Annotated in this window: 17 protein-coding genes; 14 read left to right on the forward strand and 3 right to left on the reverse strand. The window is 73.0% G+C overall.

From position 1 onward, the window contains the following. Window positions 1-107: 107 nt before the first annotated feature. The 6 genes from ACFYTT_RS28705 (at window position 108) to ACFYTT_RS28730 (ending at window position 6,823) form a co-directional block, all read left to right on the forward strand. Entirely contained in the window at window positions 108-1,466 is a 1,359-nt protein-coding gene (locus ACFYTT_RS28705) for an MFS transporter (RefSeq protein WP_387263856.1), read from the forward strand. 91 nt (window positions 1,467-1,557) lie between these two features. Continuing rightward, entirely contained in the window at window positions 1,558-2,505 is a 948-nt protein-coding gene (locus tag ACFYTT_RS28710; protein ID WP_387263859.1) for a thiamine pyrophosphate-dependent dehydrogenase E1 component subunit alpha, read from the forward strand. Beyond that, on the forward strand, window positions 2,502-3,467 hold the full coding sequence (locus ACFYTT_RS28715; protein WP_176092796.1) for an alpha-ketoacid dehydrogenase subunit beta: 966 nt from the start codon (window positions 2,502-2,504) through the stop codon (window positions 3,465-3,467). The genes ACFYTT_RS28710 and ACFYTT_RS28715 overlap by 4 nt, the downstream gene beginning before the upstream one ends. Before the next feature lie 2 nt (window positions 3,468-3,469). After that, window positions 3,470-4,783 (forward strand): aspartate aminotransferase family protein, encoded by a 1,314-nt coding sequence (locus ACFYTT_RS28720; RefSeq protein WP_387263861.1) that lies wholly within the window; start codon window positions 3,470-3,472, stop codon window positions 4,781-4,783. 92 nt (window positions 4,784-4,875) lie between these two features. After that, window positions 4,876-5,787, forward strand: coding sequence for a lytic polysaccharide monooxygenase (locus ACFYTT_RS28725; protein WP_131051468.1), 912 nt, complete (start codon window positions 4,876-4,878; stop codon window positions 5,785-5,787). Window positions 5,788-5,854: 67 nt separating this feature from the next. Continuing rightward, window positions 5,855-6,823, forward strand: a complete 969-nt coding sequence (locus ACFYTT_RS28730) for an aldo/keto reductase (RefSeq protein WP_357218494.1) — start codon at window positions 5,855-5,857, stop codon at window positions 6,821-6,823. 335 nt (window positions 6,824-7,158) lie between these two features. On the opposite strand, the gene ACFYTT_RS28735 is transcribed toward ACFYTT_RS28730, so the two are convergent. Beyond that, on the reverse strand, window positions 7,159-7,614 hold the full coding sequence (locus ACFYTT_RS28735; protein ID WP_131051470.1) for a GNAT family N-acetyltransferase: 456 nt from the start codon (window positions 7,612-7,614) through the stop codon (window positions 7,159-7,161). Window positions 7,615-7,695: 81 nt separating this feature from the next. On the opposite strand from ACFYTT_RS28735, the gene ACFYTT_RS28740 reads away from it, so the two are divergent. The 4 genes from ACFYTT_RS28740 to ACFYTT_RS28755 are packed head-to-tail and all read left to right on the forward strand — an operon-like array spanning window position 7,696 to window position 12,315. Next, window positions 7,696-8,298: a TetR family transcriptional regulator C-terminal domain-containing protein gene (locus tag ACFYTT_RS28740; protein WP_357218500.1), complete on the forward strand. Its 603-nt coding sequence runs from the start codon at window positions 7,696-7,698 to the stop codon at window positions 8,296-8,298. A 48-nt stretch (window positions 8,299-8,346) separates the two neighbouring features. Next, entirely contained in the window at window positions 8,347-9,888 is a 1,542-nt protein-coding gene (locus ACFYTT_RS28745; protein ID WP_387263946.1) for a magnesium chelatase, read from the forward strand. Window positions 9,889-9,890: 2 nt separating this feature from the next. Beyond that, window positions 9,891-11,843, forward strand: coding sequence for a VWA domain-containing protein (locus ACFYTT_RS28750; protein WP_387263866.1), 1,953 nt, complete (start codon window positions 9,891-9,893; stop codon window positions 11,841-11,843). 10 nt (window positions 11,844-11,853) lie between these two features. Continuing rightward, on the forward strand, window positions 11,854-12,315 hold the full coding sequence (locus ACFYTT_RS28755; RefSeq protein ID WP_387263869.1) for a hypothetical protein: 462 nt from the start codon (window positions 11,854-11,856) through the stop codon (window positions 12,313-12,315). A gap of 122 nt (window positions 12,316-12,437) precedes the next feature. Here the strand turns inward: ACFYTT_RS28755 and ACFYTT_RS28760 are convergent, their stop codons facing one another. Then, a complete protein-coding gene (locus tag ACFYTT_RS28760; protein WP_176092801.1) occupies window positions 12,438-13,136 on the reverse strand; it encodes an RICIN domain-containing protein in 699 nt (232 codons plus the stop codon). Between the two features lie 102 nt (window positions 13,137-13,238). On the opposite strand from ACFYTT_RS28760, the gene ACFYTT_RS28765 reads away from it, so the two are divergent. Together ACFYTT_RS28765 and ACFYTT_RS28770 are read left to right on the forward strand one after the other, a co-directional pair. Beyond that, window positions 13,239-14,621 (forward strand): FAD-binding oxidoreductase, encoded by a 1,383-nt coding sequence (locus tag ACFYTT_RS28765; RefSeq protein ID WP_387263872.1) that lies wholly within the window; start codon window positions 13,239-13,241, stop codon window positions 14,619-14,621. A 76-nt stretch (window positions 14,622-14,697) separates the two neighbouring features. Beyond that, complete coding sequence (locus tag ACFYTT_RS28770) at window positions 14,698-16,041, forward strand: class I SAM-dependent methyltransferase (protein WP_387263875.1); 1,344 nt, start codon at window positions 14,698-14,700, stop codon at window positions 16,039-16,041. A gap of 153 nt (window positions 16,042-16,194) precedes the next feature. On the opposite strand, the gene ACFYTT_RS28775 is transcribed toward ACFYTT_RS28770, so the two are convergent. Then, complete coding sequence (locus ACFYTT_RS28775; RefSeq protein WP_387263879.1) at window positions 16,195-17,247, reverse strand: alpha/beta fold hydrolase; 1,053 nt, start codon at window positions 17,245-17,247, stop codon at window positions 16,195-16,197. A gap of 327 nt (window positions 17,248-17,574) precedes the next feature. Here ACFYTT_RS28775 and ACFYTT_RS28780 point away from each other — a divergent pair, with 327 nt between their 5' ends. Together ACFYTT_RS28780 and ACFYTT_RS28785 are read left to right on the forward strand one after the other, a co-directional pair. Next, a complete protein-coding gene (locus tag ACFYTT_RS28780) occupies window positions 17,575-17,754 on the forward strand; it encodes a hypothetical protein (protein WP_117228938.1) in 180 nt (59 codons plus the stop codon). Window positions 17,755-17,780: 26 nt separating this feature from the next. Further along, the gene (locus tag ACFYTT_RS28785) at window positions 17,781-19,634 is read left to right on the forward strand and encodes an HEXXH motif domain-containing protein (protein ID WP_387263881.1); all 1,854 of its coding nucleotides are present in this window, start codon (window positions 17,781-17,783) and stop codon (window positions 19,632-19,634) included. The last annotated feature ends 38 nt before the right edge of the window (window positions 19,635-19,672 follow it).

Genomic DNA, 19,672 nt, shown 5'->3' on the forward strand with positions numbered 1-19,672 from the left:
TTCTCCGCCCGGAGCTTGGCGCCACGGTAACGGCGGTGTGAACCATGGTCAAGGTGCCCGTCGGGCGGTGGCACGGACCTGCCACCCGGGCGGCATACCCTGCGCTGATGACTGCGGGACTGGGGCGGCTACGGCGCCGGGTGGAGGGTCTGGGCCCGCTGGTCGCGGCGCACGGGGCCGGTGTCGTCGGCACCGAGATCACCGCGCTGGCGCTGCCCACGCTGGCGATCCTCCACCTGGGAGCGTCGCCGCTGGTGGCCAGCGCGTTGTTCGCGATCGAGTTCGGCACGCATGCCCTCGCGTCCCCGATGCTCGGGGTGGTGGTCGACCGGACCCGCTCGCCGCGCCGCCTGCTCGTCGGTGGGAGTCTCGGCTACGCGGCCGTGGTGGCCACGGTGCCGGTCGCCGCTCTGCTGGACGTGCTCACCATCCCGATGCTGGCCGTGGCCGCGGTCGTCGCCGGTGGCCTGGGTGCCCTGGTCACCATCGGCCTCCAGGCCTCGATACCCCGCCTGGTGCCGGCGGAGCGGCTGGTCCAGGCGAACTCGGCGATGGCCGGGGCGCGGTCGGTCGGGCAGGTGGCCGGGCCCGCCCTGGCCGGCTGGCTGATCCAGGTGGCCGGCGCCGCCGCCGCGATGGGCGTCGACGCGCTGGCCCGGCTGGTCAGCGTGGTCGCGTACGCCCGGCTGCGGATCGGCCCCCGCACCGACCCCGCCGCCACCTCCGCGGGTGCGAAGGCCGGACTGCTCGACCAACTGCGCGAGGGCGTGGCCGCGATGCGTCAGCGCCCGGTCCTGGTGCGGGTGGCGGTGACGGCGGCGGCCCTCAACTTCGGCGGCTCGGCGCTCGGTGCCCTCTATCTCGTCTACGCCTACCAGCACCTGCACCTGTCACCCGGGCTGATCGGGATCACCTACGTGGTCAGCAGCATGGTGTCCATGCTGGCCGTCACGGTGGCGGGCCGGGTCATCCGCCGGCTGGGCATGACCCGGGTGGTGCCGGTGTTCGCCCCGCTGGCCGGTGCCGCGCTGTTCCTCATCCCGGCCGCCACCGTCGCCCCGCCCTTCGTCACGCTCGTGGTCTACGAGGCGATCTTCTCGTTCTGCGCCACCGTCTGGTTCATCGCGACCACCACCCTCCAGCAGTCGCTGGTGCCCACTCACCAACTCGGCCGGGTGATCGCCCTCGGGCGGGCCGCGACGACCTTCGCGATCCCGGTCGGCGCACTGCTCGGCGGAGCCCTGGCGCAGTGGTGGGGACTGGTGCCCACGCTGATCCTGTTCGCCTCCGCCGCGCTGCTCGGCGGCTGCGTGAGCAGCCTGCGCGGCACCGGTACGGACCTGTCCGGCCCGGAAGATGGCACGATCTCGCCAATCGACGATTCCGACGGCGGCGACCAGGTTGGCAGCATCGCGCCATCCTCGGAGCCAGCCGTTGACGCCGCACCTCGCCGACCCGAAAGTTGAACCGGCATCACGTTTGGCGCACCGCGTTCTGCGATCTCCGCCCGGGACCGCACTCGCTGAGAAGCCAACGACGGGAAGCACCATGGACCTGTTGTCCGCCTACCGTGACATGCTCACCATCCGACTCTTCGAGGAAAGCCTGCTGCGGTGCGCGGAACAGGGCCTGGTGCCCGGCGCGATCCATCCGTACACCGGCCAGGAGGCGGTCGCCGTCGGTGTGCTGGGCGCCCGGGACCCCGCCGAGTGGGTGGTCAGCTTCTACCGCTGCCACGGGCACGCCCTCGCCGCCGGTTGCCCGCCCGACCGGGTGATGCGCGAGGTGCTCGGCCGCAGCGGTGGTCTGTGCGGCGGCAAGTCCGGCTCGATGCACCTCGCCGACCGGGACCACCGTCTGCTCGGCTCGACGTCGATCGTCGCCGCCCAACTCCCGATCGCCGCCGGTGCCGCGATGGCCGCCCGGCTCGACGGTGACGGGCGGGCCGTACTGGTCTTCTGCGGTGACGGCGCGCTCGGTGCCGGCGGCGCGTACGAGACCCTCACCATCGCCGCCGCCCAGCGGCTGCCGCTGCTGGTGGTCTGCGAGGACAACGGCTGGCAGGACCAGACGGCGAGTGCCCTGGTACGCCATCTCAGCCCCGTCGAACTCGTCGCCGGGTTGAAGCTGCCGTACGTCGAGGTCGACGGCAACGACGTCGAGGCGGTGCACGACGCGGCCGACACCGCGTTGGCGGCCTGCCGTGCCGGCACCGGACCGCAGGTCGTCGTGGCGCACACCTACCTGCGCGACTTCCACACCCAACTCGGGCAGCATCCGCCGCCGCAGTACCGGCCCGAGGAGGAACGGCGACGGTGGGCGGAACGCGATCCACTGACCGTCGCCGCCGGACGGCTCACGGCCGACCTGGCCGCCCTGCACGCCGAGGTGGCCGCCGAGGTCGACGCGCTGCTGCAGGCGGCGCTGGACGCCGAGGAGCCGGATCCGGCGACCGCGACCACCGGCGTGACCGTCACCGGGGACCTGATCGGGGCGGGCCGGTGAGCCGCCGGCACCCGATCGGTGAGGCGGTCCGGGAGGCGTTCACCGAGCAGCCGACGCTGAGCCACTTCAGCACCTTCCAGCAGGAGGACCTGGTCGCGCAGTACGGCCCCGAGCGGATGGTCCGGATGCCGATCGCGGAGAACGCGATGCTCGGCATGGCGCTGGGCATGGCCCTGGTGGGTCGGCGGGTGCTGTTCACCGTCCACCGGGCGGCCTTCCTGTTCAGCGCCTTCGACCAACTGGTCAACCAGGTCACCACCTGGCGGTACATGAGCGACGGCCAGTTCTCGGTGCCGCTGGTGATCCGGGGCGTCACCCAGGGCGGCGAGCACCTCGGCGCGCAGCACGAACACGTGCCGTACGGCCTGCTCAGCCAGATCCCCGGCCTGGTCGTCGCCGTACCCGGCTCGCCGAACGCCGTCGGCGGCCTGCTGCGGACCGCGTTGCGGCACCCCGACCCGGTCGTCCTGCTGGAGTCCCCGCGCCTGTTCACCCCCACCTGGACCGACCTGCCCGAGCCCGAGCCGTCGGCGGCCCCGCTGCCGTTCGGCGTCGCCGGGCTGGCCCGGCCCGGTGACGACCTGACGCTGGTCGGGATCGGCAACACGGTCATCGAGAGTCTGCTGGCTGCACGACGGCTGGCGGAGCACGGCGTCCAGGCCCGGGTGGTCGACCTGCGGACGGCGGCGCCCCTGGACCGGGACGGCGTCGCCGCGATGGTGGTGCCCGACCGGCCGGTGATCCTGGTGGACGAACAGCCCCGGGCCGGGTCCGTCCTCACCGATCTGGCCTATCACTTGGTACGCACCGGCGCCGCCCGCCCCGAGCACGTCGAGCTGCTCACCGGCGTCCCGGTGCCCGCGCCGGTGAGCCCGGCGCTGCTCGACGGCCTGCTCCCCGACGCGGACCGCATCGTCCGCGCGGCACTCGACACCCCGGCCCCCCTCACCCCGCGGAGATGACCATGACGAACAGCGAGTACGCGGTCTGGCACGGCCTCACGCCGATGGGCCCCCACCTGCGGGAGAACGGCCCCGACCTGTTCCTGGTCAGCGGCGCCGGCAGCCACCTGGAGGACGCCGCCGGGCGGCGCTACCTGGACGCCCGCTCGTCGATGTGGAACGTCACGCTGGGGTACTCGTGCGAGACGGTGAAGCAGGCGATGACCCGTCAGCTCGACGTGCTGCCCAGCGGCACCGTGATGCGCTACGAGCATCCGCCGCAGGTCACCGTCGACTACGCTGCCGCGCTCGTGGCGCTGCTGCCGCAGCCGCTGCGACACGTACGCTTCGGCAACACCGGCAGCCAGATGACCGAGGCGGCGGCGATGCTGTCCCGGTTCTACCGCCGGATGACCGGTGAGACGGACCGGCACACCGTGATCGCGCTGCACGACGCGTACCACGGGACCGGACCGCTGGCCACGGCGCTGACCGACGAGCCGATCCTGCACGACTACTCCGCCCCGATCGACGGGCACGTGGTGCACGTGTCGACGCCGCCGCCGGTGACCTGCGACCCCGACGCGTGCACCGGCGAGTGCGTACGCCCGGTCCTCGACGCCATCGAGTCGGTCGGCGCGGAGCGGGTGACGGCGGTCATGTTCGAGCCGGTCTCCGGCACCTCGTTCCTGCCCGCGCCGGAGCACTACCTGGAGACGCTCATCGTCGAGTGCCGTCGCCGGGGCATCCACACCATCGCCGACGAGGTGACCACCGGTGCCGGCCGGGTCGCCGCGATGAGCTACGTCGAGCGGCTCGCCGAGGTCCCCGACATGCTGGTCCTCGGCAAGGGCCTGAGCGCCGGCTACTTCCCGCTCGCCGCACTCGTCGTGGCGAGCGACATCTACGAGGCCCTCGCCGACCCGCCCGTGCGGCTCGGCTTCCCCAACGGCTCCACCACCGACGGCCACCCGATCGGCGCGGCGGCCGGCCTGGCGGTGCTCGACATCCTCACCGCCGACGGTTTCCTCCCCGCGGTCCGCCGTCGCGGCGCCGAACTGGTCGAGATGCTGGACGCCGCCTCGCAGGCGGATCCCCGCATCGGCGCGGTCCGTGGCATCGGCATGATGCTCGGCGTGGAGCTGCGGGACGCCGACGGCCAACTCTGGTCGTTGCGCGACGTGCACAACCTGCGCGGGGTGTGCCGCGAGTACGGGCTGCTGACCAGCTACGCGAGCGGCGTGATGCCACTGCTGCCGCACCTGACCGTCTCCACCGACGACTGCCGTGAACTGGTGGAACGGTTCGCCAAGGCGGTGGCCGCGTACCGCTCCTGACGCCGGTCGATCGGGCCGCCCGCCGATCCGGGCCGGAGAGATCGAACTCTCGACGCCTCCGGCCCGTACTGGTGCGTGGGAGGTCCGAAATCATGGCCGTACGTCGAGTTGTCGTCGTCGCGTTGGTCGCCCTCGTCGGGACGACGACCGGTGCGCTGCCCGCCGCCGCGCAGGGTGCCCCGACGTACCCGGTCAGCCGCTCGGCTGGCTGCGCGCCCGGCGGGCCGCACGTGGGCACGTCGGCCTGCCTGGCGGCGGAGAAGGAGGGCGCCGCGCTGCGCGAGTGGGACAACGTCCGGGTGTACGGCGTCGACGGCCGGGACCGGGAGACGATCCCCGACGGGGAGCTGTGCAGCGGCGGCCTGTCCGCGTACCGGGGGCTGGACCTGCCGCGCACCGACTGGCCGGCGACGCCGCTGACCGCCGGCGCGGAGTTCGCCTTCCAGTACCGCGCCACCGCCGCCCAGAAGGGCACCTTCCGGCTCTATCTGACCCGGCCGGGCTACACCCCGTCGAGGGCGTTGACCTGGGCGGACCTGGACAGGCTGCCCTTCCTGCGGATCACCGACCCGCCGCTGCGGGACGGGACGTACCTGATGTCCGGCCGGCTGCCGACGGACCGCAGCGGCCGGCACGTGATCTACACGATCTGGCAGCACTCGGAGACCGCCGACACCTACTACTCCTGCTCGGACGTGGACGTCGTGGCGGTCGACGCGCTCCGCCCCGGTACCACACCGGCCAGCGCGGTCGGCGGCACCCCGGAGACCACGGACGCGCTGCCGGGCGCCGGTGCCGACGCGGGGACCGAGGCCGCCGAGAACGTACCCGTCGCCGCGGTCACCTACCTGGACGGCCGTCGCTGGCCGCTGGTCGCGGGCGGCCTGCTGGTCACGTTGCTGCTCGTGTCGATCGTCCGGTGGCTGCGCGGCTCGCGCGGCGGGCCACCGCCGGGACCCGTCTGCACGGTCCGCAACCACCGGGCCAACCCGCGCCCCTGGTGACCGCCCGGCGCGGCCTCGCCCGCCGGACCGGCGGCCGGGGCACAGCGCGGCGGGTACGGTCGACATCATGCGCTACGTGCAGCTCGACACCCCGAAGCCCCTGTCCAAGATCGGTCTCGGCACCTGGCAGTTCGGTTCGCGGGAGTGGGGTTACGGCCCCGACTACGAACGGTTGGCGGCGGACATCGTCCGGCGTGCCGTCGAGCTGGGAGTGACCGTCTTCGACACCGCCGAGATCTACGGCCTCGGTCGCAGCGAGCGCATCCTCGGCGCCGCGTTGGCCGCCGACCGGGACAAGGTCACCGTGGCTACCAAGATCTTTCCGGTGCTGCCGGTGGCGGCGGTGGTGCAGCAGCGGGCGGTCGCCTCGGCGGCCCGGCTCGGCGTCAGCAGCATCGACCTGTACCAGGTGCACTCGCCCAACCCGCTCGTCGCCGACGGCACCACCATGCGGGGCATGCGCGCGTTGCAGGACGTCGGCCTGGTCGGCGAGGTCGGGGTGAGCAACTACAGCCTGCGCCGCTGGCAGGTGGCCGAGACCGTGCTGGGGCGCCGGGTGCTGAGCAACCAGGTCCGCTACAGCATGGTGGACCGCAAACCGGAGCAGGACCTGTTGCCGTACGCGGCCCAGGCGGGTCGGGTCGTCATCGCGTACAGCCCGCTGGCCCAGGGTTTCCTCTCCGGGCGGTACGACGCATACCACCCACCGGTCGGCGCGATCCGCCGGGCCAACCCGTACTTCCTGCCGGAGAACCTGGCCCGAGGCACCGCCCTGATCGAGACGCTGCGCCAGGTGGCCGCCGCCCACGACGCCACGCCGAGCCAGATCGCCCTGGCGTACGTGCTGCGCCACCCGAACGTGGTGGCCATCCCCGGGGCGTCCAGCGTGGAGCAGATGGAGCGCAACGCCGCCGCCGCCGAGATCGACCTGACCGACGACGAGTACGCCGCCCTGGTCAACGCCGCCCGGGCGTTCCGCCCCCTGACCGGCCTGGCCGCCGTACCACGCATGATCAAGGCCCGCGCCGGCCGCTGACCGGCCCACCGTCCGCCCGGCCCACCGGCGGCCCGGTCCTCGGCCGCTGCCGGTCCTCTGCCGCTCCCGGTGCCCCGCTCCGGGGCGGCCACCGACCTTCCCTCCGTGCCCTTTGCTCTGCTTCAACGGACGCGGCAGTCACCCTCGGTGGTCGGCGGTCCTTCTGCGGTCGGTCCCTGCCCGTGGATCACTCCTGCTCAGCCGCTATTGCGTGGGTTGAAGCAGAGCAAAGGGCCCGGAGTGGTAGAGAGGGGAACTGCCGACGCAGGTACGGAGGGTAGCTGCCCCGTCTGCGGCTCGGATCCTCGCGAGATGCGGCAGGGAGCGGTGCTCGCTCAGGGCAGGTCTCGGGCGTAGCAGACGGAGAGCGCCGCACCGTGGTACGGGCCGAAGTTGTCGATGCGCCGATAGCCCTCGCGTTCGTAGAAGCGCTGCGCGTCGGGCTGGGCGGTGCCGGTCTCCAGCAGCAGGGTGCGCACGCCGGCCTGACGGGCCGCCTCCTCCAGGGCGCGCAGGACGGCGACGGCCACACCGGTGCCCCGGGCGGGCGGGACCACGTACATCCGCTTGATCTCGGCCGAGTCGGGCCCGAGCAGGCGCAGGCCGCCGCAGCCCACGGCGGTGCCGGTGGCGTCGCGGGCGACGAGGAAGACGCTGATCGTCTCGGCGCTCGGCGGCGTCCCCGGCTCGTGGTCGTCGCAGCCGTAGCGGGCGTCGAGTTCGGCCCGTTGCGCGGCGCGCAGGCGGGTCGCGTCGGTCGAGCCCCACGGTTCGTGGTCGATGGAGACCATCGTCGTTCCCTCTCCGGTTTCCGTAACAAGCGTTACCGTAACGTACGCTACGGTAACGGGCCACGGCCAGGGGAGGGACGGATGCCCAGACGGCGGGACCTCGCCGACCAGCGACAGCGCCTCTCGGCGGCCACCTGGTCGGTGCTTGCCGAGCGGGGGCTGCCCGGCCTCACCCTGCGCGCGGTCGCGGCACGGGCCGGCTGCACCACCGGCATGGTGCTGCACACCTTCGCCGACAAGCAGGCGCTGCTGGCGCACGCCCGGGAGCTGTTGCACCGTCGTACCGGCCAGCGCGCCGACGCCGTCGAAGCCGCCGCCGACTCGCCCCGGGCGGCACTGCGGGCCGTGCTGTGGCAGGCCGCCTCGCCGACCGAGGAGAAGCGCGAGGAAGCGCGGGTGTGGGTCGGCTTCCTCGCCGCCGCGCTGGCCGACCCGGTCCTCGCCGACCTGCATCGCGCCTACAACCGGCGGTTCCTGGACCGCATCGGCGGCCTGGTCGCCGAGGTCCGCCCGGACTGGCCGCCGGCCGCCAGCGCGGAGACCGCGATCAGCCTGGTCGCGGTGGTCGAAGGGCTGAACGCGCTGGCAGCGGTCGATCCGCAGACCTACTCCGAGGAGTCGCAGCGGGCCGCCATCGACGCCGCACTCACCCGGCTGAGCCGGGGATCCGACGGGGAGAGCTGAAAGCCACCCGAGCGCGCTAGCGTTGGGCGGGTGACTGCACCGACCTCGATGACCCCGGTCCCACCGGCCGACCTGCCCGGCACGCTCGGTGCGCTGCGCGCCGCCGGCCACCGGTACCGCAGCGTCAAGCAGGAACTGCGGGACAACCTGCTGGCCCGGATGCGCAGCGGCGCGCCACGCTTCCCCGGCATCGTCGGGTACGACGACACGGTGCTGCCGGAGGTGGAGCGGGCGCTGCTGGCCGGGCACGACATGGTGCTGCTCGGCGAGCGGGGCCAGGGCAAGACCCGGCTCATCCGGTCGCTGGTGACGCTGTTGGACGAGTGGACCCCGGTGATCCCCGGGTCGGTGCTGAACGAGCACCCGCTGCACCCGGTCACCCCGGCGTCGCGGACGCTGGTCGCCGAGTCCGGCGACGACCTGCCGATCGGCTGGCTGCACCGCTCGATGCGGTACGGCGAGAAGCTGGCCACCCCGGACACCAGCGTCGGTGACCTGATCGGTGACGTCGACCCGATCCGGCTGGCCCAGGGCCGTACGCTCGGCGACCCCGAGACGATCCACTTCGGGCTGGTGCCGCGCACCAACCGGGGGATCTTCGCCGTCAACGAGCTGCCGGACCTGGCCGAACGCATCCAGGTGGCGATGCTGAACGTGCTGGAGGAGCGGGACATCCAGGTCCGTGGCTACCAGCTCCGGCTCCCGCTGGACCTGCTCCTGGTCGCCAGCGCCAACCCGGAGGACTACACCAACCGGGGGCGGATCATCACCCCGCTCAAGGACCGGTTCGGCGCCGAGGTCCGCACCCACTACCCGACCGACCTGGAGCGGGAACTGGAGCTGATCCGGCAGGAGGCCGACCTGGTCGCCGAGGTGCCGGAACACGTGCTGGAGGTCCTCGCCCGGTTCGCCCGCGCGGTCCGCGAGTCGCCCTCGGTCGACCCGCGCTCCGGCGTCTCCGCCCGGTTCGCCGTCGCCGCCGCCGAGACGGTGGCCGCCGCCGCACTGCGCCGGGCCGGCCTGCTGGCCGCCGAGTCCACCGCGGCGGGCACGTCTGCCGGGCCGGGCGCTGCTGCCGCGTCGGGTGCGTCTGCCGCTCGGGGTGAGGTGTTAGCAGGGGACCCTTCCTCTACCGCAGACGTTAACAAGGTGCCCTTCCTTGCGCTCGACGCGGTAGCGCGGGTGGGTGACGCCGTGTCGGTGACCTCCACCCTGCGCGGCAAGGTCGAGTTCGAGAGCGGCGAGGAGGGCCGCGAGATCGAGATCCTCGGCCACCTGCTGCGCACCGCCACCGCCGACACGTTCCGGGCCCGGCTGGCCGGGCTCGACCTGTCCGGGTTCACGACGCTGGTCGAGGAGGGCGAGACCGTCGAGACCGGGGAACTGGTGTCTGCGGCCGAGCTGCTGCGCCAGGTGGGCACCGTGCCGGGGCTGGCCAAGGTGCTCGACCGGCTCGGCGTCGGTGACGCGCCCAGCCCCGGGCAGGCCGCTGCGGCGGTCGAGTTCGTGCTGGAAGGGCTGCACCTGAGTCGACGGTTGGACAAGGACGTGACCGACTCGGGGCGGACCCGCTACGGCGGCCGGGACTGACCATGGCGGGCAACCGGTTCCGGTACGGGCAGTGGCGGGGTGGCCCCGATCCGCTGGCGCCGCCGTACGACGTGCAGTCGGCGGTGGACCAGGTCGGCCAGGAGGTGCTGGCCGGCGGCAGCCTGCGGGACGCGTTGCGGGAGCTGCTGCGTCGGGGACCGCAGGAACGGGGCGGACTGGACCCGTTGACCGCCCGCGCCCGTCGGCTCCGGCGGGAGGCACTGCGCCGGGGCGACCTGGACGGTGCGGTGACCCGGGCACAGGCCCTGCTGGACCAGGCACTCGCCGCCGAGCGGGACGAGTTGTCCGGGCGCTCGGACGAGGCGGCCCGGTTCGCCGAGGCGATGCTGGACGACCTGCCCCGCTCCACCGCCCAGGCGGTGCGGGAACTCTCCGAGTACCGGTGGGCCAGTGCGGACGCCCGGCAGACCTACCAGCGGATCCTCGACGGGTTGCGGGACGACGTACTCGGCCAGCGTTTCGCCGGGCTGCGCTCCTCGACCCAGATGGCCGCCGACCCGGCCGTGCAGGAGCGGCTGGTCGAGATGATGCGGGACCTGAACGCCCTGCTGGCCCGGCACGCCCGCGCCGAGGACACGACCGACGCGTTCGCCGAGTTCATGCGCCGGCACGGCGACTTCTTCCCGGAACGTCCGGCCGACGTCGACGAGCTGATCGACCTGCTGGCCCGGCGGTCGGCGGCCGGGCAACGGCTGATGAACTCGCTCTCCGACCGGCAGCGGGAGGAACTCGCCGGCCTGATGCGCCAGTCGCTCGGCGACCGGCTGGCCGGCGAACTGGCCGACCTGGAGGGCAACCTGCGGGCGCTCCGCCCCGACCTGCGTTGGGGCCGGGGCGAGCGGATGCGCGGTGAGCAGCCGCTCGGCTACGGCGAGGCGACGGGGGCGCTGGACGAGATCGCCGAGCTGGACGACCTGCTGGACCAGTTGGGGCAGGAGTACCCGGGGGCGACCCTGGACGACATCGACGTCGAGTCGGTGGCCCGTACCCTCGGCCGGGACGCCGCCGACGACGTACGCCGACTCCGGGAACTGGAGCGGGAGCTGCGGCGGCAGGGCTGGGTGACCCGGGACGCCGAGGGCCTGACCCTGAGTCCGAAGGCGCTGCGCCGTCTCGGCGGCACCGCGTTGCGGCAGGTCTTCGCCGAGTTGACCGCCGGGCCCCGGGGAGAGCACGACCTGCGGTCGGCGGGCGCGGCCGGCGAGGTCACCGGCGCGTCCCGACCCTGGGGGTACGGCGACGAGCAGCCCATCGACGTGGTGCGGACGCTGACCCGGGCGGTACGCCGGGCCGGCCCCGGAGTGCCGCTGCACCTGGCCGTCGAGGACTTCGAGGTGGTCGAGACCGAGCGACGGGCCTCGGCGGCGGTGGCGCTCTGCGTGGACCTGTCGTACTCGATGATCTCGCAGGGCCGGTGGGGTCCGATGAAGCAGACCGGCCTCGCGCTGGCCCACCTGATGGCGACCCGGTTCCCGCAGGACGCGCTCCAGATCATCGGGTTCGGTCGGCGGGCGGCGACGCTGACCCAGCAGGAGTTGGCCGCCGCCGAGCCGGACATGACCCAGGGCACCAACCTGCAACACGCCCTGCGGCTCGCCGGCCGGCACCTGCGCCGCCACCCGGACGCCGAACCGGTGGTGCTGGTGGTGACCGACGGCGAGCCGACCGCCCACCTGGACCCGGCCGACGGCGAGGCGGTGTTCCACTGGCCGTCGTTGCCGGAGACCGTCGAGGCGACCATCCGCGAGGTGGACCGGATCGGCCGGTACGGCGCGACGCTGAACCTGTTCATGCTCGGCGACGATCCGGGGCTGCGCCGCTTCGTGGACGCGGTGGCCCGGCGCAGCGGCGGCCGGGTCTTCACCCCGGACACCGAGGACCTCGGCGAGTACGTGGTCAGCGACTACCTGCGGTCACGGCGCGGTCGCCGCTAGGCTCGGCGGGGTGGAGGTCGACGGGTTGCGGCAGGCGTACGACGCGCTGCTGACCGAGATCGACGTGGGCGGGTTCGGGCCGCCGCCGACCGGCCGCTACAGCGCCGAACAGATCGTGGCGCACCTGGTCACCAGCGACGAGCTGATGAGCGAGGCGACCGAGGCGGTGCTCGCCGGCTCCCCGTACGCCTTCTATGAGCTGGACGAGATCCACCGGCCGGAACTGGACGCGTTGGTCGCCGAGGCGGGTGGCCTGGCCGGGCTGGCCGACCGGCTCCGGCGCAGCAGCGATCGCCTGGTCGCCCTGGTGGCCCGGCTCGGCGCGGGGGCCGACACGCCGGTGGAGACGCACCTGCGCGAGGGTTTCGACCTCGTCGTCGACGAGCCGTTGCCCTGGGGTCGCGTCATCGACCTGCACACCCGCGTCCACCTGCCCCGACACCTGACGGAGCTGCGGACACTGCGCCCCTGACGCCCTGCCCTCACGCGCCGCCCGGCACCGCTGTCTTGCGCTCGCTGTCCGGCACCTGTTAGCAGGGGACCCCTGCTATACCGCAGGCGTTAACAAGGGGCCCTTCCTTGCACAAGTGCCGGTTACTGCGGCGACCAGCGCTGCGCCGGGTTGCCGTCGCACGGGGCCTGGACGACGTCGATGCCGGCCTCGCCGCCACCGTCGCGGACCTGGGCGCACTTTCCGCTGTGCACGGCCACCAGCAGCACGGCGCCGTCGTCGGCCGGCTGGAGACGCCACTGCTGGTTGTCCTCGCCGTGGCAGCCGAACTGCTGCAACCGCGCGCCGTCGTCGCCGCTGCGCCCCTCCACGTCGAGGCACTGGTTGTGGGCGGCGTTGGTCAGCGTCACCGTGTCCGGGCCGAACGGGTTGACCACCCACTGCTGCTCCGGCCCACCGGTGCAGCCGGCCAGCTTGGCCACCGCCCGCTCGCCGTCGCCATCCAGCCCGAGGCAGAGGCCGGAGCCGACGCCCCGGAGCACCTTCGGCCCGCTGTTCGGGTCGGCTTCGCTGGGCGTGGGCGACGGGGTGGGCGTCGGCTCGGGGCTCTCCACGGTCGGCGGTGCGACGCTCTCGCTCGGGCTCGGCGCGGCCGGCGTCGGGCTGCCGGCCACCGGGGTCGGCGCCGGGTCGTCGCCGCCGCCGAGCAGGCCGGTGGCGAAGAGCACCCCGGCCAGTACGCCGGCCAGTCCGACCGCACCGGCCGCCAGTAGCACCGGGTCCCGGGGCGGTCCGGAACGGCGGGTGCCGTAGACGGTGCCCGATCCATCGGTTTCCGACATGCCGGCATCCTGGCCCACCCCCGGGCCGGTACGCCATGGCAGGTGCGGTAACTCTCGCGTGGACGGCCCGCCGGGGGCGCCGCCGACGCGTAAAGTGACCACATGCACGCTTTGCGTGATCATGACGTGGCGGTGGCTCAGCTGCGACGGTCGTACGCGGCGGTGCCACCGGGTCGGCCCGTGCGGCTGGCCAAACGGACCTCCAACCTGTTCCGCCCGCGCGCCGCCCCGCGCACGGCGGGTCTGGACGTCAGCGGGCTCGGTGGTGTGCTCAGCGTCGACCCGGTCGCCCGCACCGCCGACGTGCAGGGCATGTGTACCTACGAGCGGCTGGTCGAGGCGACCCTGCCGTACGCCCTGATGCCGCTGGTGGTGCCGCAGCTACGCACCATCACCCTGGGTGGGGCGGTCACCGGGTTGGGCATCGAGTCGACCTCGTTCCGCAACGGCCTGCCGCACGAGTCGGTGACCGAGATGGACGTGTTCACCGGGGCGGGCGAGCTGGTCACCGCCCGGCCGGCGGGCGAACACGCGGACCTCTTCGCCGCCTTCCCCAACTCGCTGGGCAGCCTCGGCTACGCCACCCGGCTGCGCATCGAGCTGCAACCGGTCCGGCGGCACGTGGCGCTGCGCAACGTCCGATTCACCGACCTGACCGCGTTGACCGAGGCGATCGGCGAGATCTCCGCCGGCCGCGCCTGGGCGGGGGAGAGCGTCGACGCGATGGACGGGGTGATGTTCAGCCCCGGCGAGGCGTACCTGGTGCTGGCCCGCTTCACCGACGACCCGGGCCGGGTCTCCGACTACACCGGTCAGGACATCTACTACCGGTCGCTGCGCCGGCTGCCGCACGACACCCTCACCGTCCACGACTACCTGTGGCGCTGGGACACCGACTGGTTCTGGTGCTCGGCGGCGTTCGGGGCGCAACATCCGCTGGTGCGGCGGCTGTGGCCGGCCCGGTGGCGGCGCAGCGACGTCTACCACCGCATCGTGCGGCTGGAACACCGCCACCAGGTGGCCGCCCGGATCGACCGGTGGCGTGGCCAGCCGGCCCGGGAGCGCGTGGTGCAGGACGTCGAGGTCCCGCTGGACCGCACCGCCGACTTCCTGCACTGGTTCGCCCGCCGGGTGGGGATGACCCCGGTGTGGCTGTGCCCGCTGCGGCTGCGGGAGCCGGCGGGCGGTGGAAGCGCCCGGTCCTGGCCGTTGTATCCGCTCCGGCCGGGGCAGGACTACGTCAACATCGGGTTCTGGGGGAGCGTGCCGATCACCGAGGGTGCCGTCGACGGTGCCGTGAACCGGGAGATCGAGCGCGCGGTGTCGGAGGCGGGCGGACACAAGTCGCTCTACTCCGACGCGTACTACGACCGGGATGCGTTCGACCGGCTCTACGGCGGTGACATATGGCGCGCCGTGCGGGACCGGTACGACCCGGAACATCGGCTCACCGGACTGTACGAAAAGGCGGTAACGCGCGCATGAGCGAGCGTAGCGAGCGAATCATCAGGTTCAGTGCGATCGAGCCTCATGGTGGCACGGAGCGAAGCGGAGTGCCGGCATGAGCCTTGTTGATCGAGAGCAGGGGGCGGGTGGTGCTCCCGCCACACCGCCGGACGGGAGCGGCCGACGTGGTCCGCGTGTCGCGGACGTGGTCCGGGCACTCACCGCCGGCCCGCTGCCGGTCCGGGTCACCGGGTACGACGGCAGTCGCCTCGGCCCGGCAGACGCCGGGATCACCCTGTCGATCCGCTCCGAGCGGGGACTGTCGTATCTGCTCACGGCGCCGGGCGACCTGGGTATGGCGCGGGCGTACGTGAGCGGTGACCTGGCGCTGGAGGGGGTGCACCCGGGCGACCCGTACGAGGCGTTGCGGGTGCTCAAGGACGAGTTGCGGGTACGCACACCGACGGTGGCCGAGGGGTTGGCGCTGGTACGCAGGCTGGGCTGGGAACGGTTGTTGCCGCCACCGGCACCGCCGCAGGAGGCGCTGCCCCGCTGGAGGCGGATCGTGAGCGGCCTACGGCACTCCCGGTTCCGGGACAGCAGCGCGATCAGCCACCACTACGACGTCTCCAACGCCTTCTACGAGAAGGTGCTCGGGCCGTCGATGACGTACACCTGCGCGGTTTTCCGCGGCCCCGAGGACACGCTGGAGGAGGCCCAGGCGAGCAAGTACGACCTGGTCGCGGGCAAGCTCGCGCTGCGTCCGGGGATGCGCCTGCTCGACGTGGGCTGCGGCTGGGGCGGCATGGTCCGGCACGCGGCCCGCGAGTACGGCGTCAAGGCCCTCGGGGTGACCCTGTCGCGTGCCCAGGCGCAGTGGGCGCAGGCGGCGATCGCGCGTGAGGGGTTGACCGGGCTGGCCGAGGTGCGGCACATGGACTACCGCGACGCGCCCCGGCGGGAGTTCGACGCGGTCTCCTCGATCGGGCTGACCGAGCACATCGGGGTGCGCAACTACCCGGCGTACTTCGGTTTCCTGCGGGACCGGCTGCGTCCGCAGGGGCGGCTGCTCAACCACTGCATCACCCGGGCCGACAACCGGGCGCCGCACCGGTCGGGCGCCTTCATCGACCGGTACGTCTTCCCCGACGGCGAGCTGGCCGGTCCCGGGCGGGTGATCAGTGGACTGCACGACGTGGGGCTGGAGGTGCACCACGAGGAGAACCTGCGCCAGCACTACGCGCTGACCCTGGCGGCGTGGTGCCGCAACCTGGTGGAGCACTGGGACTTCTGCGTCGCCGAGGTGGGCAGCGGCACGGCCCGGGTGTGGGGGCTCTACATGGCCGGTTCGCGGCTGGCGTTCGAGCGCAACGGCATCCAGTTGCACCAGGTGCTGGCCACGCGCAACGGCCCGGACGCGGTCAACGGCTACCCGCTGCGGCCGGACTGGCTGCCCTGACCCGCTGACCTCGTCGGTACGAAGCCGCGCCGAATCCATCGGCGCGGCGCGTCGATGGGGACGCCTCCGAGATCGCCGTGGCCGGCTACCCGGTCGTCCGGCTGTGAGGAGGGGACCCCTGCTCTACCCGAGGCGTTAGCAGGGTGCCCTTCCTTACACCGACCGGGCGAGGGTGTCGAGCCGGGCGAGCAGGGCGACGGTGGCCGGGTGGTCGGGGACGAGCGCGGTGAGACCTGCGCCGAGGGCCTGCCAGCCGTCCAGGTGGCGGTAGCGCCACAGTGTGCTCAGCAGCCCGATCAGCTCCAACCGGGCCACCGGGCTGCGCGGCAACTGCTCCTGCACCGGCCGGGGCAGAAGCGAGTAGAGCTGCTGCCGGAACGACGGATCGTGGATGTTGGGCAGGTCGAGCAGGAGTCGGACCAGTTCGGCGTACTCGTCACCGGTCGGCTCCACCGCCGGCCCGGCGGCCTGCGGCGTTCCCGTGTCCGGGTCGCGGACGTCCGGGAGTGCCTCGGGGGAGGGTGCGGGATCGTCGAGGGCGAGCAGGGCCCGCCGCAGCACCACATAGGAGCGGTGTTCGTGGGAATCCGGCTGGATGATGGAGAAGTGGTCGCCGGGCAGTACGCCCGCGTCCGGGAAGACGCTGCGAGCCGAGGCGGGCGGGACCACGCCGTCGCTGGCACCGGCGTAGACCTTGACCCGGACGGTCGGCTGCGGCGCGTGGACGATCTGGCGGAGCACCACCCGTTGGGCGTCCAGCACGGCGGCGCGCAACGGGCGCAGGTCCGCCTCCTGTGGGTGCCAGCGCAGCAAGCTCCGGCGCAGCGGCAGGGCCAGGTCCGACCCGGCGTTCGGGCAGGCGTACATGAGCACCAGGCGGAGGCGGTCGAGTTCGCCGGGGTTGTCGGCGAGCATCCGGGCCAGGGCCCGTTGGACCACCAGACCGCCCTGGCTGTGCGAGACGAGCGCGAGCCGGGAGTGGTCGGCCAGGTCCTGGGACAGGTAGGTGCGCAGGTCGTCGGCGATGTCGTCGATGTGCGGTATCCGGCGTAGCGGATTGAGCGAGACCAACGGCGATTCGTACCCGAAGGTGTGCACGTGAAGGCCGGTCAGGGCGTCGTCCTGGGCAACGAGTCGGACGAATTCTCCCCAGGTGTCGGCCGAGGACAAGAATCCGTGTACGAACACGACGGCTGTTCCGGACACGAGATCACGCTAACACCACCGCGCCACCGGTTGGGGACCACGGTCCATTGTGGTGAGCAGCGCATTTCGCGCTCCGCTGCCGAAATCGCCACGACCGGTGAGCGCGCCGTGGACCGGCTGCGGTCGTCCCTCAACCCGTGGCGCGCGCAGGCGACCCGACTGGACCGTCAAGAACCGCTCTGACCTGCGGCGACGATCACAGCGCGGGGGTGTTGGGGGATCGGTTGGCGGTGACATCCCGGGTGCTATCGGTCCATTCACCGACGAATGCGCGTTCTGCCGCGTCCATTGCCGTCATCGGGCGCGGAGTGTGGTAATGGTATGCCGGTGAATCAACCGTTCGCTGTCGAGGTCGACTCGGAACTCGTCGATCTCGCGGATGTGTCTCTTGATCTCCTGGTCGACTATGACCAGGAGATTCTCGGCCCGATCATGCGGCGACTCCTCCGTCGTGTCGACGATCCCGAAAGTATCACCAGTGGCTACAATCCCCAGCGTCTCGACTGACGGGGCCGGCCTTCCTTGGAGAAGTTGTGACCGCTCACCATCTGGCGGCGGAGCAGGTCGGTCGACCCGCGCGCCATCGCCTGGACCCACGCCACTTCGGGGCCCTGGCCACCGGGTCCGCTGACGCCGACACCATCGCCGAACTGCTGGCTGCCGAAAGTAGCTGGCGCAAGATCCAACTGCGGGCGGTCCTGGACGCCGCCGCCGGCGTACCCGACGCCACCGGCCCGCTGCCGCCGGTCGCCGAGGCATGGCGGCTGCTCGTCGCCGCGCAGCGACGCGACCGCGAGGTCGTGGAGAAGCTGATCCTGCATCCGCAGGTCGGCACCTGGGCCGGGTACGCGCTGCGCCGGATGCGGGGCACCACGGTCACCGCCACCGGCCCGCTCTGGGTGGACCTCGGGTACCTGCACGCACTGGCGGTGGCCGCGGCCGTCCGCACCGGATGCGACTTCACCATGCGGGTGCCGGTGCGGGACGGCTTCGTCGTCCTGCCGACGCTCGGCGGTGCCCGGGTCCCCAAGGCCCACGAGTGGGACGAGGCGGAGATCGTCGGCGGGGACGGGCGGGCCACGGTGACCGTGGCCGGCACGGTCGTCGAGTTCGACGCCACCGGCGGTGGCACCGACGGCTGGGTGCCGTTGCCGACCGTACGCTCCACGGCCGGCGGGCACACCCTGGAGGTCACGCTCGACTTCATCGACCCCTACCGCAACCTGCGTACGCCCACCGCGCCGCACCTGGACATCGCCGCCGACGTGCGGCGGTGGCGGGAACTGCTCGACCAGGCGTGGGCACTGCTGGTGCGGGCCTGCCCCGACCTGGCGGTGCCGATCGCCCGGGGCCTGACCTCGGTGGTGCCCCAACCGGCCGCCGAACGGTTCCGGACCATGAGCGCCTCGGCAGGCGACGCCTTCGGCAGCATGATCGTCTCCGAGCCGGAGGACGCTCCCGAGCTGGCGGTCACGCTGGTCCACGAGTTCCAGCACATCAAGCTCGGCGGACTGCTGCACCTGGCCCCACTGATCGAGGGCGAACCGCCGCACCGGCTGTACGCGCCCTGGCGCGACGATCCCCGCCCGCTCGGCGGTCTGATCCAGGGCGTGTACGCCTTCGTCGGGATCGTCGAGTTCTGGCGGGCGTACCGGCAGGTGGCGACCGGCACCGCCGCCGGGCTGGCGCACTTCGAGTTCGCCCGGTGGCGGGAGCAGGTGTGGGCAACCCTGCGGATGATGCGCGACCTGCCGCAGCTCACCGACGTCGGGCGGCACCTGGTCGAGGGACTGACCACCACCGCCGAGGGGTGGCAGGAGGAGCCGGTGCCGGCGGACCCGCTCGCGGCGGCGCGGGCAGCGGTGGCCGACCACCGGGCGCGGTGGCGCACCCACCACCTGAGGCCCGCCCCCGAGGTGGTGTCGGCGGTGGTCGCGGCGTGGATAGCGGGACAGCCCGTGCCCACCGCGCCAGATGTCGCGCCGACCGTCGAGGCGGACGCCGCCGCCCGCCGTCTCGACACCCGCGCGGTGCTGGAGCTGTGGCGGATCACCGACCCGGAGGGCTTCGACCGGCTCCGTACCGACGCGTCGGCGGTCGGCGCGCGGGTCTCTGGCGCCGGGCCGGCCGAACTGGCCCACGTCTGTGGCGAGGTGGCGCAGGCCCAGGCGGGCTACCTGAGGGCACTGTCGACCGAACCGGGTTCGCCGGCCGCCTGGGCCGGTCTCGGCCAGACCGCCGGGGACATCTACCCGGGACCGGCCGCCGACGCGCTTCGCGACCGGCCGGAACTGGTCCGTGCGGTCTACCTCGGGCTGCGTGACCAGGGCACTCCGGTGCCGGAGCCGTTGGAACTGGCCGCCTGGATCGGCGCCGGCAAGCACTGAGAGCCGGATGCCGGGGTGGAGGCCGCCACCCCGGCTCT

Origin of the sequence: Micromonospora sp. NPDC003816, from assembly GCF_042874705.1 — a bacterium.
In the GTDB taxonomy this organism is placed as follows: domain Bacteria; phylum Actinomycetota; class Actinomycetes; order Mycobacteriales; family Micromonosporaceae; genus Micromonospora.